Origin of the sequence: Stenotrophomonas sp. Nf1 (assembly GCF_003028475.1) — a bacterium.
GTDB lineage: Bacteria > Pseudomonadota > Gammaproteobacteria > Xanthomonadales > Xanthomonadaceae > Stenotrophomonas.
Map to the genome: position 1 here is coordinate 301154 of NZ_PYTV01000004.1, position 19477 is coordinate 320630.

Sequence of the window (19477 nt, forward strand, 5' to 3'; positions counted from 1 at the left end):
TCACACCCGCCAGGCCGGCGCCATGCCGACCTGCAGGTGCTCGAACAGCGCACGGATCTTGGCGGTGAAGTCGCGGCGGTCGCTGACGCAGAAGTAGACGTCCATCGGTTCCGGGCGCCATGCGCTGTCGGTGTCGAACACCGCACGCAGGCGGCCGTCACGCAGATAGGGTTCGGCCACGAACGCGGCCAGCCGGGTGATGCCGGCTCCGGCGGCGGCCAGAGCGGCCAGCGCATCGATGTCATCGCAGACCATGCTGGGCGGCAGCGCGGCGTCCACGCGCTGGCCGTCCTTCAGCAGGCCCCAGCGCAGCGGCCGGCCATCGGTCGGGAAGCGGTGCAGCAGCCCGCGATGGCTGCCCAGATCGGACGGGTGTTGCGGCGTACCGTGCGCCTGCAGGTAGGCCGGCGCAGCGCAGAACACGAACGGCACGCGCGCCAGTTGCCGTGCGACCACGCCGTCCTCCAGCTGCGCACCGATGCGGATGCTGGCATCCACCGCCTCCGGGCCATGCTGTACGGCGCGGTCATTCAGGCGCAGCTCCAGCTGCAGCTGCGGGTAGCGCTGCTGCAGCGAGGGCAGCAACGGCGCCAGTACATGGCGACCGAACGCGCTGCTGCTGGCGATGCGCAGCGGCCCGGCCGGTTCGATATCGCCAGCGGTGACCATCGCCTGCGCGCGTGCCAGGTCGGCTTCGATGTGCCGCACCTGCGCCAGATACAACGCACCGGCCTCGCTGAGTGCCAGCTGGCGCGTGCTGCGGTTCAGCAGCCGTACGCCCAGATGGGCCTCGAGCCGGTTGATGTTCTGGCCGACGGCGGTGGCGCTGATGCCAAGGGTGCGGGCCGCAGCGGCAATGCTGCCGGTCTCTGCGGTGCGGGTGAAGCTGCGGATCAGTTGCAACAGGTTCATGACCAGCCAGCTTGCCACGGGATCGGCCAAGTATCGCTTGGGACAGAACCAAGCCCTTCGGTTGCATCGGTGACCATCGATCCGATCAACACCCTGCTGGCCTACACTGCCAGGATGCGCCCCGATTCCATCCTCACCCTGTCCTGCCCCGATCGTACCGGCATCGTCTACCGTGTGTCCGGCCTGTTGTTCGACCACGGTTGCAACATCCTCGACGCCCAGCAGTTCGGTGACGAGGAGAGCGGCCGCTTCTTCCTGCGCGTGCATTTCGACCGCGACGCGAGCCTGCCGCTGGACACCGTGCACGCCGCGATGGCCACGTTGGCGGCCGACTTCGGCATGGACTGGCAGCTGCACGACGGTCGCCGCCGTGCGCGCCTGCTGGTGCTGGTCAGCAAGCAGGGGCATTGCCTGAACGATCTGCTGTTCCGCGCCCACAGTGGCCAGCTGAAGGTGGACATCGCCGCAGTGGCGTCCAATCACGCCGACTTCGCGCCGCTGGCCGCGTCCTATCAGGTGCCGTTCCATCATCTGCCGGTGAACGCCGAAACGCGCGCGGTGCAGGAGCAGCAGATCATCGATCTGGTCGAGCGCGAACGCATCGATCTGGTGGTGCTGGCGCGCTACATGCAGATCCTGTCACCCACGCTGTGCCGAGCATTGGCAGGCCGTGCGATCAACATCCACCACAGCTTCCTGCCCAGCTTCAAGGGCGCGCAGCCGTACCACCAGGCGCACGCGCGCGGGGTCAAGATCATTGGTGCCACCGCGCACTACGTAACCGAGGATCTGGACGAAGGCCCGATCATCGAACAGGACGTGGCCCGCGTCGACCATGCGATGGCGCCGCGCGAGCTGGTGCGGCTGGGCAGCGATACCGAATCGCAGGTGCTGGCACGCGCGGTGCGCCGCCATGTGGAGCACCGCATCCTGCTCAACGGACACCGCACGGTCGTATTCCGGTAGTGCCGGCCGCTGGCCGGCAATTGCAGCAATCCCGAGGTTGCCGGCCAGCGGCCGGCACTGCCACCGATGGCCGGTAATGCCCGGCGGCTTTCTCACTCTCCAGGAGGAGCGGCTTCATTCGCATTCCACGCGCTTTTCCTGCAGGCAGGCCTGGGGCACGTTGAGCGGACGCCATCAATGTGCTCCAGAAGGCCAGGCGGAATCGAAGACCACATCGGGTCCAACATGAAATCAACGCCCTCGCGACGCGCGAGTTTGGCGGCGGGTATGAAGTCCGCATCACCCGCCACCAGAATGATCTGGCGAACCTGCCGCTTCAGCGACAACGATGAGATATCCAGACCAATACGCATATCAACGCCCTTCTGTCTGACTTCCGGGTGCAGATCGCCGGGCAGAAGCGTGGAGAATGAGCGCTTGCCTTTCAGGAGCGCATCGAGCGTTCGTGAATCGGTTGTCCACGAACTGGAGTCCGCGAGATGGCCAAGACGCAGTGCCACTTTTCGCTTCTGCTTCAGGGCCTCGTGAAGGCTGACCCTGAAGTGTGCTTCCGGCGAGCGTGCATAGTCGATGCAGGCGCCTGAGATCGGGTTGTGCATCCGCTTCCGGAGTGGTGGGCAGTCGTAGAAGAAAATGCGGTAGAGATCCCGTCGTTCACACCCCGACGAATTCAGGTGCGCAAGTGCCCACCGGTAGGCAACCTCTGCGGCACGTTCAGCGTTGCCGGCGTTGTGAGGTTCAATCCGGCGGAATCTCTTAACGAAATATCCGCCATCGATGAGGATCGCCGTTGGCATGCCTTTGCCCTTTCGATTCCTTCCAGTAAAAAGCCCTCGGTTCGGCCGTCCCGCGATCTGTAGGGTGGCGTACTTGGAGGGCTGGAGGTTCATTGTGTTGCTGTCTGCAGGGGCAGACAAGCGGCAGAGGCGACATGATGACTCAACGGGCATCGCACGGTCGTATTCCGGTAGTGCCGGCCGCTGGCCGGCAACGGTAGAGATCCCGAGGAAGCCGGCCAGCGGCCGGCACTACCAAATCCTGCCTTCTGTAGAGCCGAGCCATGCTCGGCTGTTCTTCGGCCAGATGCTGTGAACCCGGTGGATGAGCCGAGCATGGCTCGGCTCTACAGTGAGCAACCGCAGGAGATGCGGGTCAGATCACCGCAACCCCCGCCTTGCCCAGCGCCTCGCGCACCATCGCGTCGTTGGCCTCGGTCACCGGCCGGGTCAGCTCCCACAGGAACTTCACCCGGAAGCCGGATTTCACCGCGTCCTGCGCGCTCCACAGCACGCAGTAGTCACGCGCCAGGCCGCACACGTGCACCTCGCGGATGCGGCGCTCGTGCAACCAGCCGGCCAGGCCGGTGGCCGGGCGCTCGCCGTCGGGGCCATGGTTTTCGCGGAAGGCGCTGTACGAATCCACCTGTGGGCGCGTGCCCTTGCGCAGGATCAGGTCGGCCGAAGTCCAGTCCACGCCCGGGTGCAGCACGGCGCCTTCGCTGCCTTGCACGCAGTGGTCGGGCCACAGGGTCTGCGGTTGTGCGTGCAGCAGGATGGTCTCGAACGGGCGCTTGCCGGGGTGCTGGCTGGCGAACGAGGCATGGTCGGCCGGGTGCCAGTCCTGGGTGGCCACCACCGTGCGGTAGTGGCGCTGCGCCAGCAGTGCGTTGATCGGCGCCACCAGCGCATCGCCCTGGTCACAGGCCAGCGCACCGCCGGGCATGAAGTCCGGCTGCAGGTCGATCACCAGCAGGGCGACATCGGCGGGCAGGGCAGTCATGGCAGATCCACTACAAACTGAAGGGGCGACCAGCGTGGCCGCCCCCCGAGCGCACGTCAATCGCCCTGCGGCGTCCCAGCGTCCTGCCCGTAGTACAGCAGGCCGATCCTGATCCGCTCGCGGCCGGTTTCACGGCGGTGGCGGTTGGCATCGCGCAGCGAATACACGCAGCCACAGTATTCCTGCTGGTAGAACTGCTCGCGCTTGCTGATCTCGACCATGCGGCTGGCACCACCGCCCTTGCGCCAGTTGTAGTCCCAGTATTGCAGGCCTTCGTAGCGCGAGGCGGCGCGGATGCCGCAGTCGTTGATCTGCGCCATGTTCTTCCAGCGCGAGATGCCCAGCGACGAACTGATGGTGTCGTAGCCGTGCTCGTGCGCATACAGCGCGGTGCGCTCGAAACGCATGTCGAAGCACATCGTGCAGCGGATGCCGCGCTCGGGTTCGTTCTCCATGCCGCGCGCGCGGCTGAACCAGTTGTCGGTGTCGTAGTCGCAGTCGATGAACGGAATGCCGTGCTGCTGCGCGAAGCGGATGTTCTCCTGCTTGCGCAGCTCGTATTCCTTCACCGGGTGGATGTTGGGGTTGTAGAAGAAGATCGCGTAGTCGATCCCGGAGGCGGTGATCGCCTCCATCACTTCACCCGAACAGGGCGCGCAGCAGGAATGCAGCAGCAGGCGCTTGCCGTCGGCGGGCAGGGTCAGGGTGGGGCGTTGGAGCTCGGTCATGGTCGGGTACCGCAGGGGCCGCCGGCAACGGCGACGGCCCCTGCCTCAGGGCGTGGGGAACGGGTCTGATCGGATACCGTGGAAAGGACGCGCGCGACCGCGCTGCCCGCCTGCGCAGGACAACGACAGCCCCGGCACCCTCCCCGCGGAGAGTCCAGGTCGAATCAGGGGACGGTCGTGTCCCCCGGCCGGGGCCGGTCTTCGGGCTGATGGACACGGGCCGAAGCCCTCCTACTCCCTGCCGCTTCCCAGGCGTAAGCCCAGTGCTGTTGGCAGGATTCGTTTCCATTCACCGCTGCGGGGCAGCTCCGGAATGGGCGCGCCAGGCGCCTTCACCGGATTCCCGTTTAAATCCCTGCCTTTGCCGGAGCGAGGACAGGGATACCTTCGGCGTGTGCACGGTGGACCGGTTGGCGACAATGGTCAAGGACCGAAGTCCGTGCAGTGGTGTGGCTCACTTCTCAGGTTGTGAGAGCGTCCCTTGCCATACTGGACACCAGCGGACGGGAGAGGGCGTGTGGCAGACAAATATTGCGATCTGGTCATGAAGGGCGGCATCACCAGCGGCATCGTGTATCCCAATGCAGTACTCGCGCTGGCCCGCGAATACCGCTTCAAGAGCATCGGCGGTACCTCGGCCGGCGCCATCGCCGCGGCAGTGGCGGCGGCGGCGGCCTGCGGCGATCGTCGCCAGCAGGCCGGCGAGCACCTGCCCGATGACGCCGGCTACAACGGACTGTCGGCGGTGTCGGCGCAGCTGTCGCAGCGCGGCTTCATCTATCGGCTGTTCCAGCCTGCACGCGGTGCGCGTGCGGCGTACCGGCTGCTGGTGGTACTTACCGGCAATGCCGGCCTGCCGCGCAAGCTGCTGTGCCTGGCCATCGCGGTGTTCACCATTGCACCGCTGGAAGTGCTGGTCTCGCTGGCGCTGCTGCTCGGCCTGGGCTGGTGGGGCGGTGGCTGGAGCGGCATGGCGGCCACGCTGGTGCCGTCGCTGCTGTGCGCGTATGGGGCGGGTGTGGCCGGCGCTGCGCTGCGGGTGGCGCGGGTGGCGCGGCGCAACCTGCTGGGCCTGTGCAGTGGTCTGGGGCGTGACCGCTCCAAGCCGGCACTGACCGAGTGGCTGCACACCTGCCTGCAGCAGCTGTCGGGCAAGGCACTGGACGCGCCGCTGACCTTCGCCGACCTGCATGACGCGCCGCGCTACGCCGGTGAGCCGGACAGCCCGCATGCGATCAGCCTGCAGATGATCACCACCTGTGTCTCGCACAACGAGCCGCGCACGCTGCCGCTGGGCGGGGCGCAGTTCTGGTTCCTGCGCGAGGAGTTCGCGCAGCTGTTCCCGGCCAGCGTGGTGCAGTGGCTGGTGGACCACGCCGGGCCGCCGCTGGAGGTGGACGGGCGGCACTATCACCGCCTGCCGCAGGGCCCGCAGCTGCCGGTGCTGGTGGCCACGCGCATGAGCCTGAGCTTCCCGCTGCTGATCAGCGCGGTGCCGTTGCATGAGCCGTCGCGCCGCGAGCGACGCTGCGAGCCGACGGCCGCGGCAGCCGATCCGGAGCACAACGTCGCCGACAGCATGGAAGGGTTGACCAGTGCCGGGCAGGCCTGTGGCCCGGTGATCACCGCCTTCCGCATCTGCTGGTTCTCCGACGGCGGCATCAGCAGCAACTTCCCGATCCATCTGTTCGACGCCGCGCTGCCGCGCTGGCCGACCTTCGCCATCAATCTGGTCTATCCGCAGCATGCCGAGGCCGTCGGCCACGGCGGCAGCGGCCGCCAGGCGCTGGAACACGCGGTGTTCCTGCCCACCGAAAACCGTCACGGCTGGCAGCGCACCTACCAGTCGATCGCCACGCCGCTGGCCGCCGCCGAACTGGGCCGCTTCCTGTTCGCGGTGGTGGCGACCATGCAGAACTGGCGTGACCTGCTGCAGGCACGGGCGCCGGGCTACCGCGACCGCATCGTGCACGTCAGCCTGCAGGGTGACGAAGGGGGAATGAACCTGGACATGCCGCAGGAGGTGCTGACCCGCATTGCCGACAAGGGCAGCCTGGCCGGCGCACGCTTCTGTGCGTTCTCGTTCGAGAACCACTACTGGATCCGCTGGCGCAATCTGGCCTCGGCCTACCAGCGCTACACGCTGGAAGTGGCGCGTACCGATGATCCGGCGCAGCAGGTACTGGCGTATCGCGCAGCCTATTCGATGGTCGCCAGCGGCGTGCCGGCACCGCCGTCGTACAAGCTGGGCTCGGAAGACAAACGGTTGGGCTCACAGCAGCTGTGGGGGCTGATGGTCGAACAGGGCCGCAGCTGGGACGACCTCGGTCCCGACCTCACCGACGGGGCGCCGCGGCCACTGCCGCAGATGAAGGTGACGCCGATTTATTGAACCGGTCCAATCGGGGGCAATCGGGGTCAGATCCGTTTTCCACAGGAAAACGGATCTGACCCCTCCCCGGGGTACCTCAGCGCCACGCCTCCACCACCGCATCACCCCGCAGCGGCGCATACAGCGGCAATGCCAGCTCCTGCTTTACCCAGCCCGGGTTGAGCGTGCGCAGACCGGCCAGATACTCGCGTGCCAGCGCGGCATCGCCCTGGCGCATGGCCAGCCGCGCAGCCCGGGCCCAGGTGCGGTCCCAGCCGTGTGCCAGCGACAGCGACGTCGCCAGCGCGGCGCGCGCACCGGCCACATCGCCTTTCTCCCAGCGTTGCTCGGCACGGATGATCGCGTCGTTGGACAGGCGCATGTCGTACAGCTCGCGCAGCCGCGCTACCGCGCGTGGATCGGCGTCCACGCGCAGGTCGGTGTCCTGCCAGTCGCCGCCGGGGGTGCGCACCAGCAACGCTGCCGACCATTGCCCGCTGCGTTGGCCCCCCGCCGCCTGGCCGGCTTCAAGTGCCGCCAGCAGGCGCGCCGCCAGTGCGCCGCGTGATGCCTGGAAGCTGCGTTGCATGGCGGCCAGCACCTCCGGCCCGGCCAGGCCGTTGCCCTGCACGCTGAGCATGCCCTCACCGTATGCACCGGCCCAGTCCGCCTGTTGAGCGGTGGCGCCGGTGTACTGCGCATTGCCACCGCGCGCGCTGACCAGCCCCACCTGGCGCTCGGCCAGCGTGGTGCCATCGAAGTCGCCGTCTTCATCGAGCAGTTGCTTGAGCACCTGGGCAGGCGTGCGGCCCTTGGCCAGCAATGCGAGGCCCTTCGACCCGTAGGTCGGATTGGTTTCAAACTGGCTGGCGACGGCACCGACCTTCGCCTGCGCCCACGGCACACCCACGCCACCGACCGCCAGGTTGTGCGTGGCTACTGCCACGCCGCAGTCGCCGGCCTGGTTGCAGGCCACGATGGAAAACGTCGCCCACGCCGGTGCGGCGACGGCAACGAGCAGCAGGGCCAGGCAAGGGCGTAGCAGGAACATGGGTGTCTCCATGGGCGGGCATCCCGATTGGGATGCAGCCGACACACGAAAGGTTTAATCCCGCGCGTCCCATCATGGGGTCAGATCCCTTTTGCAGGGCAAAAGGGATCTGACCCCAACGGCATCAACGCCCCGGCAACTGCGCGAACGCGCGCTGCATGCAGTCCTCGCGCGGGCACACCCGGCACCCCGGGCCGATCGATACCGAGTTGCCCGGGCTCTGCACATCCAGCCCCAGCGAATACACCAGCCGCTCGGCGTGCTGCAGGTCGCAGCCCAGCGCCACGGCGAAGGTCTTGCGCGGCTGGCCATGTCCCACCGGCCCGCTGCTGACCTGGCGCGCCAGCCAGAAGTGGCGCCGCCCATCGGGCATGCGCGCGGTCTGCGTGAGGATGCGCCCAGGCTGGTTGAACGCCTCGTAGACGATCCACAGCGGGCACGAACCGCCCACCTGCGAGAAATGGAAATCGGTGGCCGAGTGGCGCTTGGACACATTGCCCGCCCGGTCCACGCGGATGAAGAAGAACGGCAGCCCCGGGGCACTGCGCCGCGCCAGCGTGCTCAATCGATGGCACACCGCCTCGAAGCCCACGCCGAACTGGTGCGCCAGCAGTTCGATGTCGTAGCTGCTGGCTTCGGCCGCGCGCAGGAAGCGCAGGTAGGGCATCACCAGCGCACCGGCGAAGTAGTTGGAAAGACCGATGCGTGCCTGTGCGATGCGCGCGTCATCGTTGAAACCGGCACGCGCCACCACCGCATCGATCTGCGGCAGGTAGCCGTGCAGGGCCAGTTCGGCGGCCATCTGGAATGCCTGCTGGCCCGGCTCCAGGTAGTCGGGCAGCCACAGCCGGCGGCTGCCGGCGTCGTACTGGCGCTTCTCGCGCCCGGCCTGCAGCGCGGCCACTTCCACCAGCACCCCGTGGCGGTCGGCCAGCAATTGGCGCAGGCGCGGCGCCACGTGCCCGGGCGACAACCCCCACTCGGCGAACAGGCGTTCGGCCAGTTCGTCCAGTTCGGGAATGTGGTTGTGCATGCGGTTGAAGAACTCGCGTACCTGGTCGCCGGCCGGCAGGGTGCTGCCGGCCTCCGGCTCACCGAGCTGGAACTCCAGTGCGGCGGCATGCTCGCGTAGCGCCAGGTGACGGCGGTGCAGGTCCAGCAGGGCACGGCTGACCTGCGGCAGGTTGCCGGCCAGGGCGCGCAGTTCGGTGGCGCTGACGTCGGCCAGGCCCAGGTCGCGCAGGGTCTCACCCAGCGCTTCCTGCAACGCGGCGGGCTCATCTTCGTCGAACAGGGCCGAAACGTCGCCCAATACCTGGCCCAGCTTCTTCTGCACGGCCGGGGTCAGCGGGCGCTTGTTGCGCTCGATCTGGTTCAGATAACTGGCCGACAGCCCCAGCGCCCGCGCCAGGTCGGCCTGGCTGTAGCCGCGCTGTTCGCGCAGCCGCAGCAGGCGCAGGCCGAGTTGTCGCTGGGCAGCTGAATAATTCACAGAATTAACAGGAATCGTGGGGTGTGTTGGCCAGATTAAGCGGGTTCAGCCCGGAAATCGAGGTGGGCGCTGTGAATAATGCCAAGCATCTTTCGAGCCCGTGGGATTGTCGTCATGACTGTTGCAGCGCCCCGTATCCGCATGCTGATCGATGGCCAGTTCATCGAATCGGCCACCTCCCACTGGCAGGACGTGGTCAATCCGGCCACCCAGGACGTGCTGGCCCAGGTGCCCTTCGCCACCGCCGCTGAAGTGGACGCCGCCGTCGCTGCCGCCAAGGAAGCCTTCAAGACCTGGCGCAAGACCCCGATCGGCACCCGCGCGCGCATCTTCCTGAAGTACCAGCAGCTGATCCGCGAGAACATGAGCGAGCTGGCCCACATCCTCACCGCCGAACAGGGCAAGACCCTGCCCGACGCCGAAGGCGATGTGTTCCGCGGCCTGGAAGTGGTCGAGCACGCCGCCGCCATCGGCAACCTGCAGCTGGGCGAACTGGCCAACAACGTGGCCAATGGCGTGGATACCTACACGATCATGCAGCCGCTGGGCGTCTGCGCCGGCATCACCCCGTTCAACTTCCCGGCGATGATCCCGCTGTGGATGTTCCCGATGGCCATTGCCACCGGCAACACCTTCATCCTCAAGCCGTCCGAGCAGGACCCGATGGTCACCATGCGCCTGGTCGAACTGGCGCTGGAAGCCGGCATTCCGAAGGGCGTGCTCAACGTCGTCCACGGCGGCGAGGAAGTGGTCAACGCCATCTGCGACCACCCGGACATCAAGGCCGTGTCGTTCGTCGGTTCCACCCGCGTCGGCACCCACGTCTACAACCGTGCCTCGCTGGCCGGCAAGCGCGTGCAGTGCATGATGGGCGCCAAGAACCACGCCGTGGTGCTGCCGGACGCCAACAAGGAACAGACCCTCAACGCGATGGTCGGCGCTGCCTTCGGTGCGGCTGGCCAGCGCTGCATGGCCGCCTCCACCCTGGTGCTGGTCGGTGAAGCACGCAACTGGGTGCAGGACCTGGTGACCAAGGCCAAGACCCTCAAGGTCAGCGGCGGCACCGTATCCGGCACCGATGTCGGCCCGGTCATTTCCTGCAGCGCCCGCGAGCGCGTGGAAGGCCTGATCGCCTCGGGCGTGGAGCAGGGCGCCAAGCTTGTGCTCGATGGCCGCAAGCCGCAGGTGGATGGCTTCGAGAAGGGCAACTTCGTCGGCCCGACCATCTTTGCCGGTGTCACCACCGACATGCGCATCTACCAGGAAGAAATCTTCGGGCCGGTGCTGGTCATCCTCGAAGCGGAAACGCTGGAAGACGCCATCGAGATGGTCAACAGCAACCCCAACGGCAACGGCACCGCACTGTTCACCCAGTCTGGCGCGGCCGCACGCAAGTTCCAGGAAGACATCGACGTGGGCCAGGTTGGCATCAACGTGCCGATTCCGGTGCCGGTGCCGCTGTTCTCGTTCACCGGTTCGCGCGCGTCCAAGCTGGGCGACCTGGGCCCGTACGGCAAGCAGGTGGTGCTGTTCTACACCCAGACCAAGACGGTCACCGCGCGCTGGTTCGATGACGAAACGCTGAGCCACGGCGTCAACACCACGATCAGCCTGAAGTAACCGCAGGAGCAGCCATGAGCCACTCGATGACGACGGAACTGGAAGAAGCACAGCAGGCGTACCGCGAGGCTGCGCGCGACTTCGCACACGCCGAACTGGCGCCGCACGCCGCGCGATGGGATGCGGAGGGCATCTTTCCGCGCGAGGCGATCGCCAAGGCCGGTGAACTGGGCTTCTGCGGTCTGTACATGGACCCGGAAGTGGGCGGCAGCGGCCTGAGCCGTCTGGACGCCGCCGTCGTCATCGAGGAGCTCGCCAACGTCGATCCGTCGACCGCGGCCTACATCAGCATCCACAACATGGCCTCGTGGATGGTGTCCAAGTGGGGCCAGCCGGCCCTGCGCGAAGCGTGGGGCACCTCTCTGTCCTCGGGCAACAAGCTGGCCTCGTACTGCCTGACCGAACCGGGCGCCGGTTCCGATGCGGCCTCGCTGAAGACCACGGCGGTGCGCGACGGCGACCACTTCGTGCTGAACGGCGCCAAGGCCTTCATCTCCGGCGCCGGTGCCACCGAACTGCTGGTGGTGATGGCGCGTACCGGCGGTGCCGGTGCCGGCGGCGTCAGCGCCATCGCGGTGCCGTCGGACCTGCCGGGCGTCAGCTTCGGCCGCAAGGAAGAGAAGATGGGCTGGAACAGCCAGCCCACCCGTGGCATCACCTTTGAAAACGTCCGCGTGCCGGTCAGCCACCTTCTGGGAGAGGAAGGCGGCGGCTTCAAGCTGGCGATGAAGGGCCTGGACGGCGGTCGCATCAACATCGCCGCCTGCTCGCTGGGTGCTGCGCAGGGCGCACTGGATGCCGCACGCCGCTACATGGGCGAGCGCCGCCAGTTCGGCAAGGCGCTGGCCGAGTTCCAGGCGCTGCAGTTCAAGCTGGCCGACATGGCCATCGAACTGGTCGCTGCGCGGCAGATGGTGCACACCGCCGCGCGCAAGCTCGATGCCGGTGCCAGCGATGCCAACGTGTGGTGCGCGATGGCCAAGCGTTTCGCCACCGATGCCGGTTTCAATGTCTGCAACGAAGCGCTGCAGATCCACGGTGGCTACGGCTACATCCGCGAGTACCCGATCGAGCGCCTGCTGCGTGACTGCCGCGTGCACCAGATCCTGGAAGGCACCAACGAGATCATGCGGGTGATCGTTGCCCGTCACCTGCTCAACACCGAAGAGGAACTGCGATGAAGGATTGGCGTACCCAGGAGCACGTGGGCCTGAAGGTCGAGGTGGATGGCCACACCGCCGTGGTCACCCTGCACAACCCGCCCGCGCACACCTGGACCGTGCACAGCCTGTCGGCGCTGCGCGACCTGGTGGGCGCGCTCAACGCAGACCGCGACATCTACGCGCTGGTGATCACCGGTGACGGCGAGAAGTTCTTCTCCGCTGGTGCCGACCTCAACCAGTTCGCCTCCGGTGACAAGGCCGCCGCACGCGAGGCCGCGCGCCGTTTCGGTGAAGCGTTCGAAGCGCTGTCCGCTTTCCGTGGCGTGTCGATTGCCGCCATCAACGGCTATGCGATGGGCGGCGGCCTGGAATGCGCGCTGGCCTGCGACCTGCGCATCATCGAAGAGCACGCCCAGGTCGCGCTGCCGGAGGCCACCGTCGGCCTGCTGCCGTGCGCCGGTGGCACCCAGAACCTGCCGCGCCTGGTCGGCGAGGGCTGGGCCAAGCGCATGATCCTGCTGGGTGAGCGCATCAACGCCGAGACCGCACTGCGGATTGGTCTTGCCGAAGAAAAGGTCGGCAAGGGCGAAGCCAAGGCGCTGGCCCTGGAATGGGCGAACAAGGCCGGCAAGCAGAGCCCGACCAGCATCGCCGCCTGCAAGACCCTGGTGCAGTCCACCCGCACCGGCACCCACGCCTCGGCACTGGTGGCCGAGCGCGAAGCCTTCGTCGACCTGTTCGACACCGCCGACCAGGTCGAGGGCGTGACCGCCTTCCTGGAAAAGCGCGCTGCGCAGTGGAAGAACGCATGAGCACCGACACCGTTGCCGACGACGCACCGGTGCTGTTCGAAGAGCGCGCAGCCGGCAACGGCACGCGCATCGGCATCGCCACGCTCAATGCGCCGCGTACGCTCAATGGTTTCTCGCTGCCGATGGCGCACCTGCTGCTGCAGCAGTTGCATGCCTGGGCCGACGACGATGGCATCGCCATGGTGGTGCTGCAGGGCGCCGGCGAGAAGGCCTTCTGCGCCGGCGGCGACCTGCACAGCCTGTACAAGGCCATGGTCGCCTTCCGCGAAGAAGGCCGCAGCGATATTCGCGACAACGATTACGCCGCCGAGTTCTTCGACGTCGAGTACCGCGTCGACTACCTCATCCACACCTACGCCAAGCCGATCCTGTGCTGGGGCCATGGCATCGTGATGGGCGGCGGCATCGGCCTGATGTCCGGTGCCAGCCACCGCGTGGTCAGCGAGCGCTCCAAGCTGGGGTTCCCGGAAATCACCGTCGGCCTGTTCCCCGATGTCGGTGGCAGCTGGCTGCTGCCGCGCGTGCCCGGCAAGGGTGGCCTGTTCCTGGCCCTGACCGGCGCGCTGCTCAACCCGGGTGACGCCATCTATGCCGGACTGGCCGACGTGCACGTGGCCGAAGAACGCCGCAGCGCGGTGTTCGATGCGTTGCTGCAGGTGGCCTGGTCCAGTAATTCCGCACATAACCACGAACGCCTGAGCCAGTTGCTGCAGTCGCACGCCAGCGATGCGGCCATCGGTCCGCTGCTGGCCAACGCCGCGCAGATCGACGCGCTGTGCGCGGGCGATGACCTGCCTGCGATCATCGCGCGCATCGGCGCTTTGCAGACCGACGATGCCTGGCTGCAGGCCGCGCAGAAGACCCTCGCCGCCGGTGCGCCCGGCTCGGCGCGGCTGGCCTTCGAGCTGCAGCGCCGCAGCGCCGGCCAGGACCTGGCCAGCGTGTACCGTCTGGAATACATCACCGCGCTGCACTGCGCCGCCCACGGCGATTTCGCCGAGGGCATCCGCGCGCTGCTGATCGACAAGGACCGCAACCCGCAGTGGAAACCGGCCCGCCTGGCCGAGGCCACCACCGCGTGGGCTGATACGTTCTTCGCTTCGCCTTGGGCCGATGCCGCGCATCCGCTGGCCGACCTGGGCACCCCCGTCGCTGAAAGGAGCCTGGCATGAGCCGCATTGCATTCATTGGGTTGGGCAACATGGGTGGCCCGATGGCCGCCAATCTGGTCAAGAACGGCCACAGCGTGCGCGTGTTCGATCTGGTCCCGGCCGCGGTGCAGGCCGCCGTCGACGCCGGTGCCAGCGCGGCCGCGTCGGCACGCGAGACCCTGGCCGATGCCGAGGTCGTGATCTCGATGCTGCCGGCCAGCCGCCATGTCGAAGGCGTGTACCTGGGCGATGACGGCATCCTCGCCGCGATCCCGGCCGGTGCGCTGGTCATCGACTGCAGCACCATTGCCCCGGCCAGCGCCCGCAAGGTCTCCGAAGCGGCTGCCGCGCGCGGCCTGCAGATGATCGATGCACCGGTGTCCGGCGGTACCGCCGGTGCCCAGGCCGGCACCCTGACCTTCATCGTCGGGGGTGAAGAGGACGCGCTGGAACGCGCGCGCCCGGTGCTGCAGGCGATGGGCAAGAACATCTTCCACGTGGGTGCCAGTGGCGCCGGCCAGGTCGCCAAGCTGTGCAACAACATGGCGCTGGGCGTGATCATGGCGGTGACTGGTGAAGCCATCGCGCTGGGTGTGGCGCACGGGCTGGACCCGAAGGTGCTGTCGCAGATGATGGCCGTCAGCACCGGCCGCAGCTGGGCCACCGAAGTGTGCAATCCGTGGCCGGGCGTGCTGGAAAATGCACCGGCCTCGCGCGGCTACAGCGGCGGCTTCGGCAGCGATCTGATGCTGAAGGACATGGGCCTGGCGGTGGAAGCGGCGATGAGTGTCGGCGCCTCGATTCCGCTGGGCGAAGTGGCCCGCAACCTGTACTCGATGAATCACCAGGCCGGTCGCGGCAAGCTGGATTTCTCCAGCGTCGTGCAGCTGATCACCAGCGACCAGTAACTGGTCGCTGGTCCGCGCATTCCACCTTATCCCCGCGCCGTTGGCGCGCCCCCTTGAACAACAAGGGGGCTCTTCTCCAGAAGGATGGATGCGCGCCGCAGCGAATGCGTCCCCGGCCCTGTGCCGGGGCCCACCCGAGGTGGGATGGGCGGATGCCCGGTTTCGACCGGCATCCGCCCATTTTTTTGGGGTCGGATCCCTTTCGCAACGCGAAAGGGCTCTGACCCCTGGGGTCCTGCGCTGGGGTCAGAGCCCTTTGCCGGTGGCAAAGGGATCCGACCCCGGCCGACCCCTCGCTGCATCAGGCAACGATCAACGTCACGTCGATGTTGCCGCGGGTGGCATTCGAATACGGGCAGACGATGTGGGCCTTCTGCACCAGCTCTTCCACCTGCTCGCGCGGTACGCCCGGCACGTTGATGGTCAGCTCGGCTTCAATGCCGAAACCGGTCGGGATCTGGCCGATGCCGACCTTGCCGGTGACGGTGGTGTCGGCGGGCAGCGCGACCTTGGCCTGGCCGGCCACGAACTTCAGCGCGCCCAGGAAGCAGGCCGAGTAGCCCGCGGCGAACAGCTGCTCCGGGTTGGTGCCCGGGCCGCCGGCGCCGCCCAGCTCGCGCGGGGTCGACAGCTGGATGTCCAGCACGTTGTCGGAGGAGACGGAACGACCTTCACGGCCGCCGGTGGAGGTGGCCTGGGCGGTGTACAGAACCTTTTCGATGGACATCGGGATGCTCCTGGTCAGTGGGTGGGTGTTGCGATGGAGCCTACTTTGCCTGCTTTCCGCGTACGTTGGGTGACATTCCGTCCTTAAAATTTGATTCAGCGTCCTGCCGGCCTAGATCGTCCACTCACGGTCGGTGGTGAACAGGATGGTCAGCCAGCGGTCCGGCGAGGCCTCGCCCAGCGCCTCGCCGATCTCGTCGCGCAGCCGGTCCCATTCCAGCAGTGCCCGCGGCGGATCATCCTCGCGCACCACGAAGAACAGCTCGATCTGCTCACCACGGCCGACCTGCGCCACATAGCTGCGGTGCTCGACAAAGCCATGCTTGGCAACGATGCCGCGTGCCACCGCATCCACGTGCGCCTGCAGTTCCGGCGGGGTGACCAGCAGGATGCCGGCCAGCGCCCGGCGCACGGTGCCAAGCGGAGCGATCATCACCAGCACGCAGACAAAGGCCAGGATGGCCGGATCGATGTACGGCCCCACCCATGCCCACGACGTGCCCTGCACCAGCACGCCGCCGAGGAAGGCGAGCAGATAGCAGGCCGACATGCTGGCCGCCACCACCCAGTTCTTCGCGTCCAGCGCGATGAATTCCGAACCAATGCGGCGGTTGGCGCGCAGCACGAACCAACCCAGTGCGCTCTCGGCCACCAGCGACAGGCCGGCGAAGATGATCGCCGGGCCCAGTGCGATGTGGCGGCCGCCGGACATCAGCGCATCCACCGCATTGACCAGCGCATACAGCGCCGCACCGATCATCAGCGTGCCGCTGACCCCCAGCACGATCGGCTCCAGGTGCCAGAAGCCCATGGTGAAGCGCTGGTTGAGCCGCGACTGCAGCGCATCGGTGTTGGTGGACAGCGCGATCAGCCGCGCCACCAGCAGCGACAGCCAGGTCATCACCACGTCGATCAGCCCGTAGATGCCATCGAAGATGATCAGCGAGGAATTGGCCAGCAGGCCGAACACCACCGCGGCCACCGCCAGCAGCAGCGCGCCGGCGATCGACAGGCGCAGCACGCCCTGCTCGGTGGTGGGGTCGAAGAAGTGCGCGCGGTCGTTGGCCATGTCTGGATTGTAGAGCGGAGCCATGCTCCGCTGCCTTTCGCGGCCGACCGCGCTACCCTCATGTAGCCACTTCCCGTAGACTGCGCCCCTCCCACGCACCGACCCCGCCCTGCAGTGATCACGCCACCCTGACCCTTGCCGCACCTCGGCAGCCGGCGCGCCCGGCTCAGGAACCCGTGTCTTTCCACTGCAGCGCCTCGCGGCCACGCCCGCGTGTGCGCGGAGTTTTCCCATGCAAACGTCCTATCCGCTGCGCCAGCAATGGCTCGGCAACCTCCGTGGCGACCTGCTGTCCGGCATCGTCGTCGCCCTGGCCCTGATTCCCGAGGCCATCGCCTTCTCGCTCATCGCCGGTGTCGACCCCAAGGTCGGCCTGTATGCCGCGTTCTCCATTGCGGTGATCACCGCCATTGCCGGCGGCCGTCCCGGCATGATCTCCGCCGCCACCGGCGCAATGGCGCTGGTGATGATCGATCTGGTCAAGGACCACGGCGTGCAGTACCTGTTCGCCGCCAGCATCCTGGCAGGCCTGCTGCAGGTGCTGGCCGGCGTGTTCAAGCTGGGCTCGCTGATGCGCTTCGTCTCGCGCTCGGTCATCACCGGCTTCGTCAACGCGCTGGCGATCCTGATCTTCCTCGCCCAGCTGCCCGAGCTGGTTGGCCGCGGCCCGGCCGTGTACGTGCTGTGTGCGGCCGCGCTGGCGATCATCTACCTGCTGCCGCGCATCACCCGGGTGGTGCCGTCGCCGCTGGTGGCGATCGTGGTGCTCACCGCCGTGGTGATCGGCTTTGGCATCGACGTGCGCAGTGTCGGCGACATGGGCCAGCTGCCCGACAGCCTGCCGTACTTCCTCATTCCCGATGTACCGCTCACCTGGGAAACGCTGGGCATCCTGTTGCCGGTATCGGCCACGCTGGCGGTGGTCGGCCTGCTCGAATCGATGATGACCCTGCAGATCGTCGAGGACCTCACCGAAACGCCCAGCGAGCGCAACCGCGAATGCGTCGGCCAGGGCGTGGCCAACACGGTCACCGGCTTCCTCGGCGGCATGGCCGGCTGCGCGATGATCGGCCAGTCGATCATCAACGTGTCCTCCGGCGGCCGCGGTCGTCTGTCATGCCTGGTGGCCGGTGTCGTGCTGCTGACAATGGTGGTGTACGGCAGCGCGCTGGTGCGGCAGATTCCGATGGCGGCGCTGGTGGCGGTGATGATCATGGTCAGCATCGGCACCTTCAGCTGGCGCTCGCTGCGCGACCTGCGCACCCATCCACGCAGTTCGTCGGCGGTGATGCTGCTGACCGTGGTGGTCACCGTGGCCACCCACGACCTGGCCAAGGGCGTGCTCAGTGGCGTGCTGCTGTCGGCGCTGTTCTTCGCGCGCAAGGTGGGCCGCATGCTGGAGGTGCAGCGCGAGGAGGCCGGCAGCACGCAGGTCTACCGCGTGCGCGGCCAGGTGTTCTTCGCTTCCGCCGGCCAGCTGGGCGCGGCGTTTGATTACCAGCACGTGGCACCGAAGGTGCAGATTGATCTGCGCGATGCCCATCTGTGGGATCTGACCGCCGTGGCCGCGCTGGAACGCGCGCAGGAAAAACTGGCCGCGCATGGCGCCGAGGTAACGGTGGTGGGGCTCAATGCCGCCAGCCGGACGTTGATCGAGCAGGTGGGTGGACGCGGCGGCGGACACTGAGTTCGCACTCACCCATCGCCGCCATCTGTGCTGGAGGATGGGTCCACAAGCGCTTCGGCAGATGCCAGGGCATGCACTGGCATCTGCCTCTGATTCGACAGGGGGCACCCGGGTGACCGCAGCGGCGGTCACCCGCGTTGTTGCATCAGTGCCTGCGGCCCATGCACCTGACTTCCACCCGCATATCGGCGTCCATCACTTCGCTGGTGCAGATCATCTGGTTGTCGCCCGGCCCGATATTGGGGCGCACGCCCAGATCGAAGAGGTAGCGACTGAAGTCCATGTAGGCGTCACTGGTGATGCCACCGGGGAACTCGTACACCACCGGCTTGCCGTCCTTGGCAACGTCTGCTTTGGTCTCTGGAACCGGGTTGCCGTGAACGTCGCGGCCGGTGCCGGGAATAGGCGCCCAGCTTTTCATCTCGATGTCGTAGGAGGCCTTGATCTTGGAGCCATCGGCGAAGTTCAGGGTGGTCACCGGGCGGCCCGCAGTCAGCGAGATGTTCTTTCCCCTGACCGAATTGACGAACGTCATGTGCGCCGCATACCCACGGGCGAGCCAGGAGGCATTCAACTGCTCGATCGCGTTGTTCATCCTGGCCGGGCTCTGCAATGCATCGTATACGGTTGCCGGAACCGGCCGGTCTGCGGCGGGAGCCGCCAGTGCCCGTCGCACGCGTGCAGTCGCCATCGCTTGCTGGGGGAGTCTCCACGTGTTCGACGCAACGTCGTAGTTCATTTCAAGGCTGCGCCCATTGGCGTGCCAGAAGCGGACCAGGGCTACGAAGTAGTCTTCCAGGTCCTGTTCGATCGGCAGCTCCTGGATCCTGCGATCCCACAGGATGACGAACTTCCGTATCTCTCCCGTGGAAATACTGGTTACCAGTGCACCGCCGACGTCGACGTCCGACAGCGCGGCCGCCTGCATCTGAGCGTATGAACACCCTTCGCACGGGATATCTTGTATCTGCTTCACCTGCGCGTGCGCTCCCTGCGCACAGAGCAACAACGCCACCGCAGTGGCGTATCGGAACAGCCTCAT

Annotated in this window: 17 protein-coding genes and 1 riboswitch; of the genes, 8 read left to right on the top strand and 9 right to left on the bottom strand. The window is 67.1% G+C overall.

All coding sequences use genetic code 11. The features are described from left to right. Complete coding sequence (locus C9412_RS10030) at nucleotides 1-912, bottom strand: LysR family transcriptional regulator (protein WP_107231568.1); 912 nt, start codon at nucleotides 910-912, stop codon at nucleotides 1-3. A gap of 114 nt (nucleotides 913-1026) precedes the next feature. Here C9412_RS10030 and purU point away from each other — a divergent pair, with 114 nt between their 5' ends. Beyond that, nucleotides 1027-1878 carry a formyltetrahydrofolate deformylase gene (gene purU / locus C9412_RS10035; RefSeq protein ID WP_107231569.1) on the top strand — a complete coding sequence of 284 codons (852 nt, stop codon included), beginning with the start codon at nucleotides 1027-1029 and terminating at the stop codon, nucleotides 1876-1878. A 92-nt stretch (nucleotides 1879-1970) separates the two neighbouring features. Here purU and C9412_RS10040 read toward each other — a convergent pair whose 3' ends face one another. From C9412_RS10040 to C9412_RS10050, 3 genes are all read right to left on the bottom strand, one after another. Then, complete coding sequence (locus C9412_RS10040; RefSeq protein ID WP_308811145.1) at nucleotides 1971-2768, bottom strand: NYN domain-containing protein; 798 nt, start codon at nucleotides 2766-2768, stop codon at nucleotides 1971-1973. A gap of 262 nt (nucleotides 2769-3030) precedes the next feature. Further along, complete coding sequence (gene pncA / locus C9412_RS10045; protein ID WP_107231475.1) at nucleotides 3031-3657, bottom strand: bifunctional nicotinamidase/pyrazinamidase; 627 nt, start codon at nucleotides 3655-3657, stop codon at nucleotides 3031-3033. Nucleotides 3658-3713: 56 nt separating this feature from the next. Continuing rightward, complete coding sequence (locus C9412_RS10050; RefSeq protein WP_107231476.1) at nucleotides 3714-4385, bottom strand: epoxyqueuosine reductase QueH; 672 nt, start codon at nucleotides 4383-4385, stop codon at nucleotides 3714-3716. A 174-nt stretch (nucleotides 4386-4559) separates the two neighbouring features. Beyond that, nucleotides 4560-4789, bottom strand: a riboswitch (cobalamin riboswitch). 113 nt (nucleotides 4790-4902) lie between these two features. On the opposite strand from C9412_RS10050, the gene C9412_RS10055 reads away from it, so the two are divergent. Then, entirely contained in the window at nucleotides 4903-6777 is a 1875-nt protein-coding gene (locus tag C9412_RS10055) for a patatin-like phospholipase family protein (protein ID WP_107231477.1), read from the top strand. 76 nt (nucleotides 6778-6853) lie between these two features. Here C9412_RS10055 and C9412_RS10060 read toward each other — a convergent pair whose 3' ends face one another. Continuing rightward, nucleotides 6854-7807, bottom strand: coding sequence for a DUF1028 domain-containing protein (locus C9412_RS10060; RefSeq protein WP_107231478.1), 954 nt, complete (start codon nucleotides 7805-7807; stop codon nucleotides 6854-6856). Nucleotides 7808-7931: 124 nt separating this feature from the next. Further along, nucleotides 7932-9299 (bottom strand): short-chain fatty acyl-CoA regulator family protein, encoded by a 1368-nt coding sequence (locus C9412_RS10065; RefSeq protein WP_107231479.1) that lies wholly within the window; start codon nucleotides 9297-9299, stop codon nucleotides 7932-7934. Between the two features lie 114 nt (nucleotides 9300-9413). Between C9412_RS10065 and C9412_RS10070 the strand changes: the two genes are divergently transcribed. The 5 genes from C9412_RS10070 to mmsB are packed head-to-tail and all read left to right on the top strand — an operon-like array spanning nucleotide 9414 to nucleotide 14953. After that, nucleotides 9414-10919 carry a CoA-acylating methylmalonate-semialdehyde dehydrogenase gene (locus tag C9412_RS10070; protein ID WP_107231480.1) on the top strand — a complete coding sequence of 502 codons (1506 nt, stop codon included), beginning with the start codon at nucleotides 9414-9416 and terminating at the stop codon, nucleotides 10917-10919. A gap of 14 nt (nucleotides 10920-10933) precedes the next feature. Continuing rightward, on the top strand, nucleotides 10934-12100 hold the full coding sequence (locus tag C9412_RS10075) for an acyl-CoA dehydrogenase family protein (protein WP_107231481.1): 1167 nt from the start codon (nucleotides 10934-10936) through the stop codon (nucleotides 12098-12100). Beyond that, on the top strand, nucleotides 12097-12894 hold the full coding sequence (locus C9412_RS10080; protein WP_107231482.1) for an enoyl-CoA hydratase: 798 nt from the start codon (nucleotides 12097-12099) through the stop codon (nucleotides 12892-12894). The genes C9412_RS10075 and C9412_RS10080 overlap by 4 nt, the downstream gene beginning before the upstream one ends. Beyond that, the gene (locus C9412_RS10085; protein ID WP_107231483.1) at nucleotides 12891-14066 is read left to right on the top strand and encodes an enoyl-CoA hydratase/isomerase family protein; all 1176 of its coding nucleotides are present in this window, start codon (nucleotides 12891-12893) and stop codon (nucleotides 14064-14066) included. The genes C9412_RS10080 and C9412_RS10085 overlap by 4 nt, the downstream gene beginning before the upstream one ends. Beyond that, nucleotides 14063-14953, top strand: a complete 891-nt coding sequence (gene mmsB / locus C9412_RS10090) for a 3-hydroxyisobutyrate dehydrogenase (RefSeq protein WP_107231484.1) — start codon at nucleotides 14063-14065, stop codon at nucleotides 14951-14953. The genes C9412_RS10085 and mmsB overlap by 4 nt, the downstream gene beginning before the upstream one ends. A gap of 301 nt (nucleotides 14954-15254) precedes the next feature. Here mmsB and C9412_RS10095 read toward each other — a convergent pair whose 3' ends face one another. Both C9412_RS10095 and C9412_RS10100 read right to left on the bottom strand, forming a co-directional pair. Further along, nucleotides 15255-15680, bottom strand: a complete 426-nt coding sequence (locus tag C9412_RS10095) for an organic hydroperoxide resistance protein (RefSeq protein ID WP_004153735.1) — start codon at nucleotides 15678-15680, stop codon at nucleotides 15255-15257. Between the two features lie 111 nt (nucleotides 15681-15791). Next, nucleotides 15792-16772, bottom strand: a complete 981-nt coding sequence (locus C9412_RS10100) for a cation transporter (RefSeq protein WP_107231485.1) — start codon at nucleotides 16770-16772, stop codon at nucleotides 15792-15794. A gap of 208 nt (nucleotides 16773-16980) precedes the next feature. Between C9412_RS10100 and C9412_RS10105 the strand changes: the two genes are divergently transcribed. Then, nucleotides 16981-18435 (top strand): SulP family inorganic anion transporter, encoded by a 1455-nt coding sequence (locus C9412_RS10105; RefSeq protein WP_107231486.1) that lies wholly within the window; start codon nucleotides 16981-16983, stop codon nucleotides 18433-18435. A 145-nt stretch (nucleotides 18436-18580) separates the two neighbouring features. Here C9412_RS10105 and C9412_RS10110 read toward each other — a convergent pair whose 3' ends face one another. Then, nucleotides 18581-19477, bottom strand: a complete 897-nt coding sequence (locus C9412_RS10110; RefSeq protein WP_107231487.1) for a hypothetical protein — start codon at nucleotides 19475-19477, stop codon at nucleotides 18581-18583.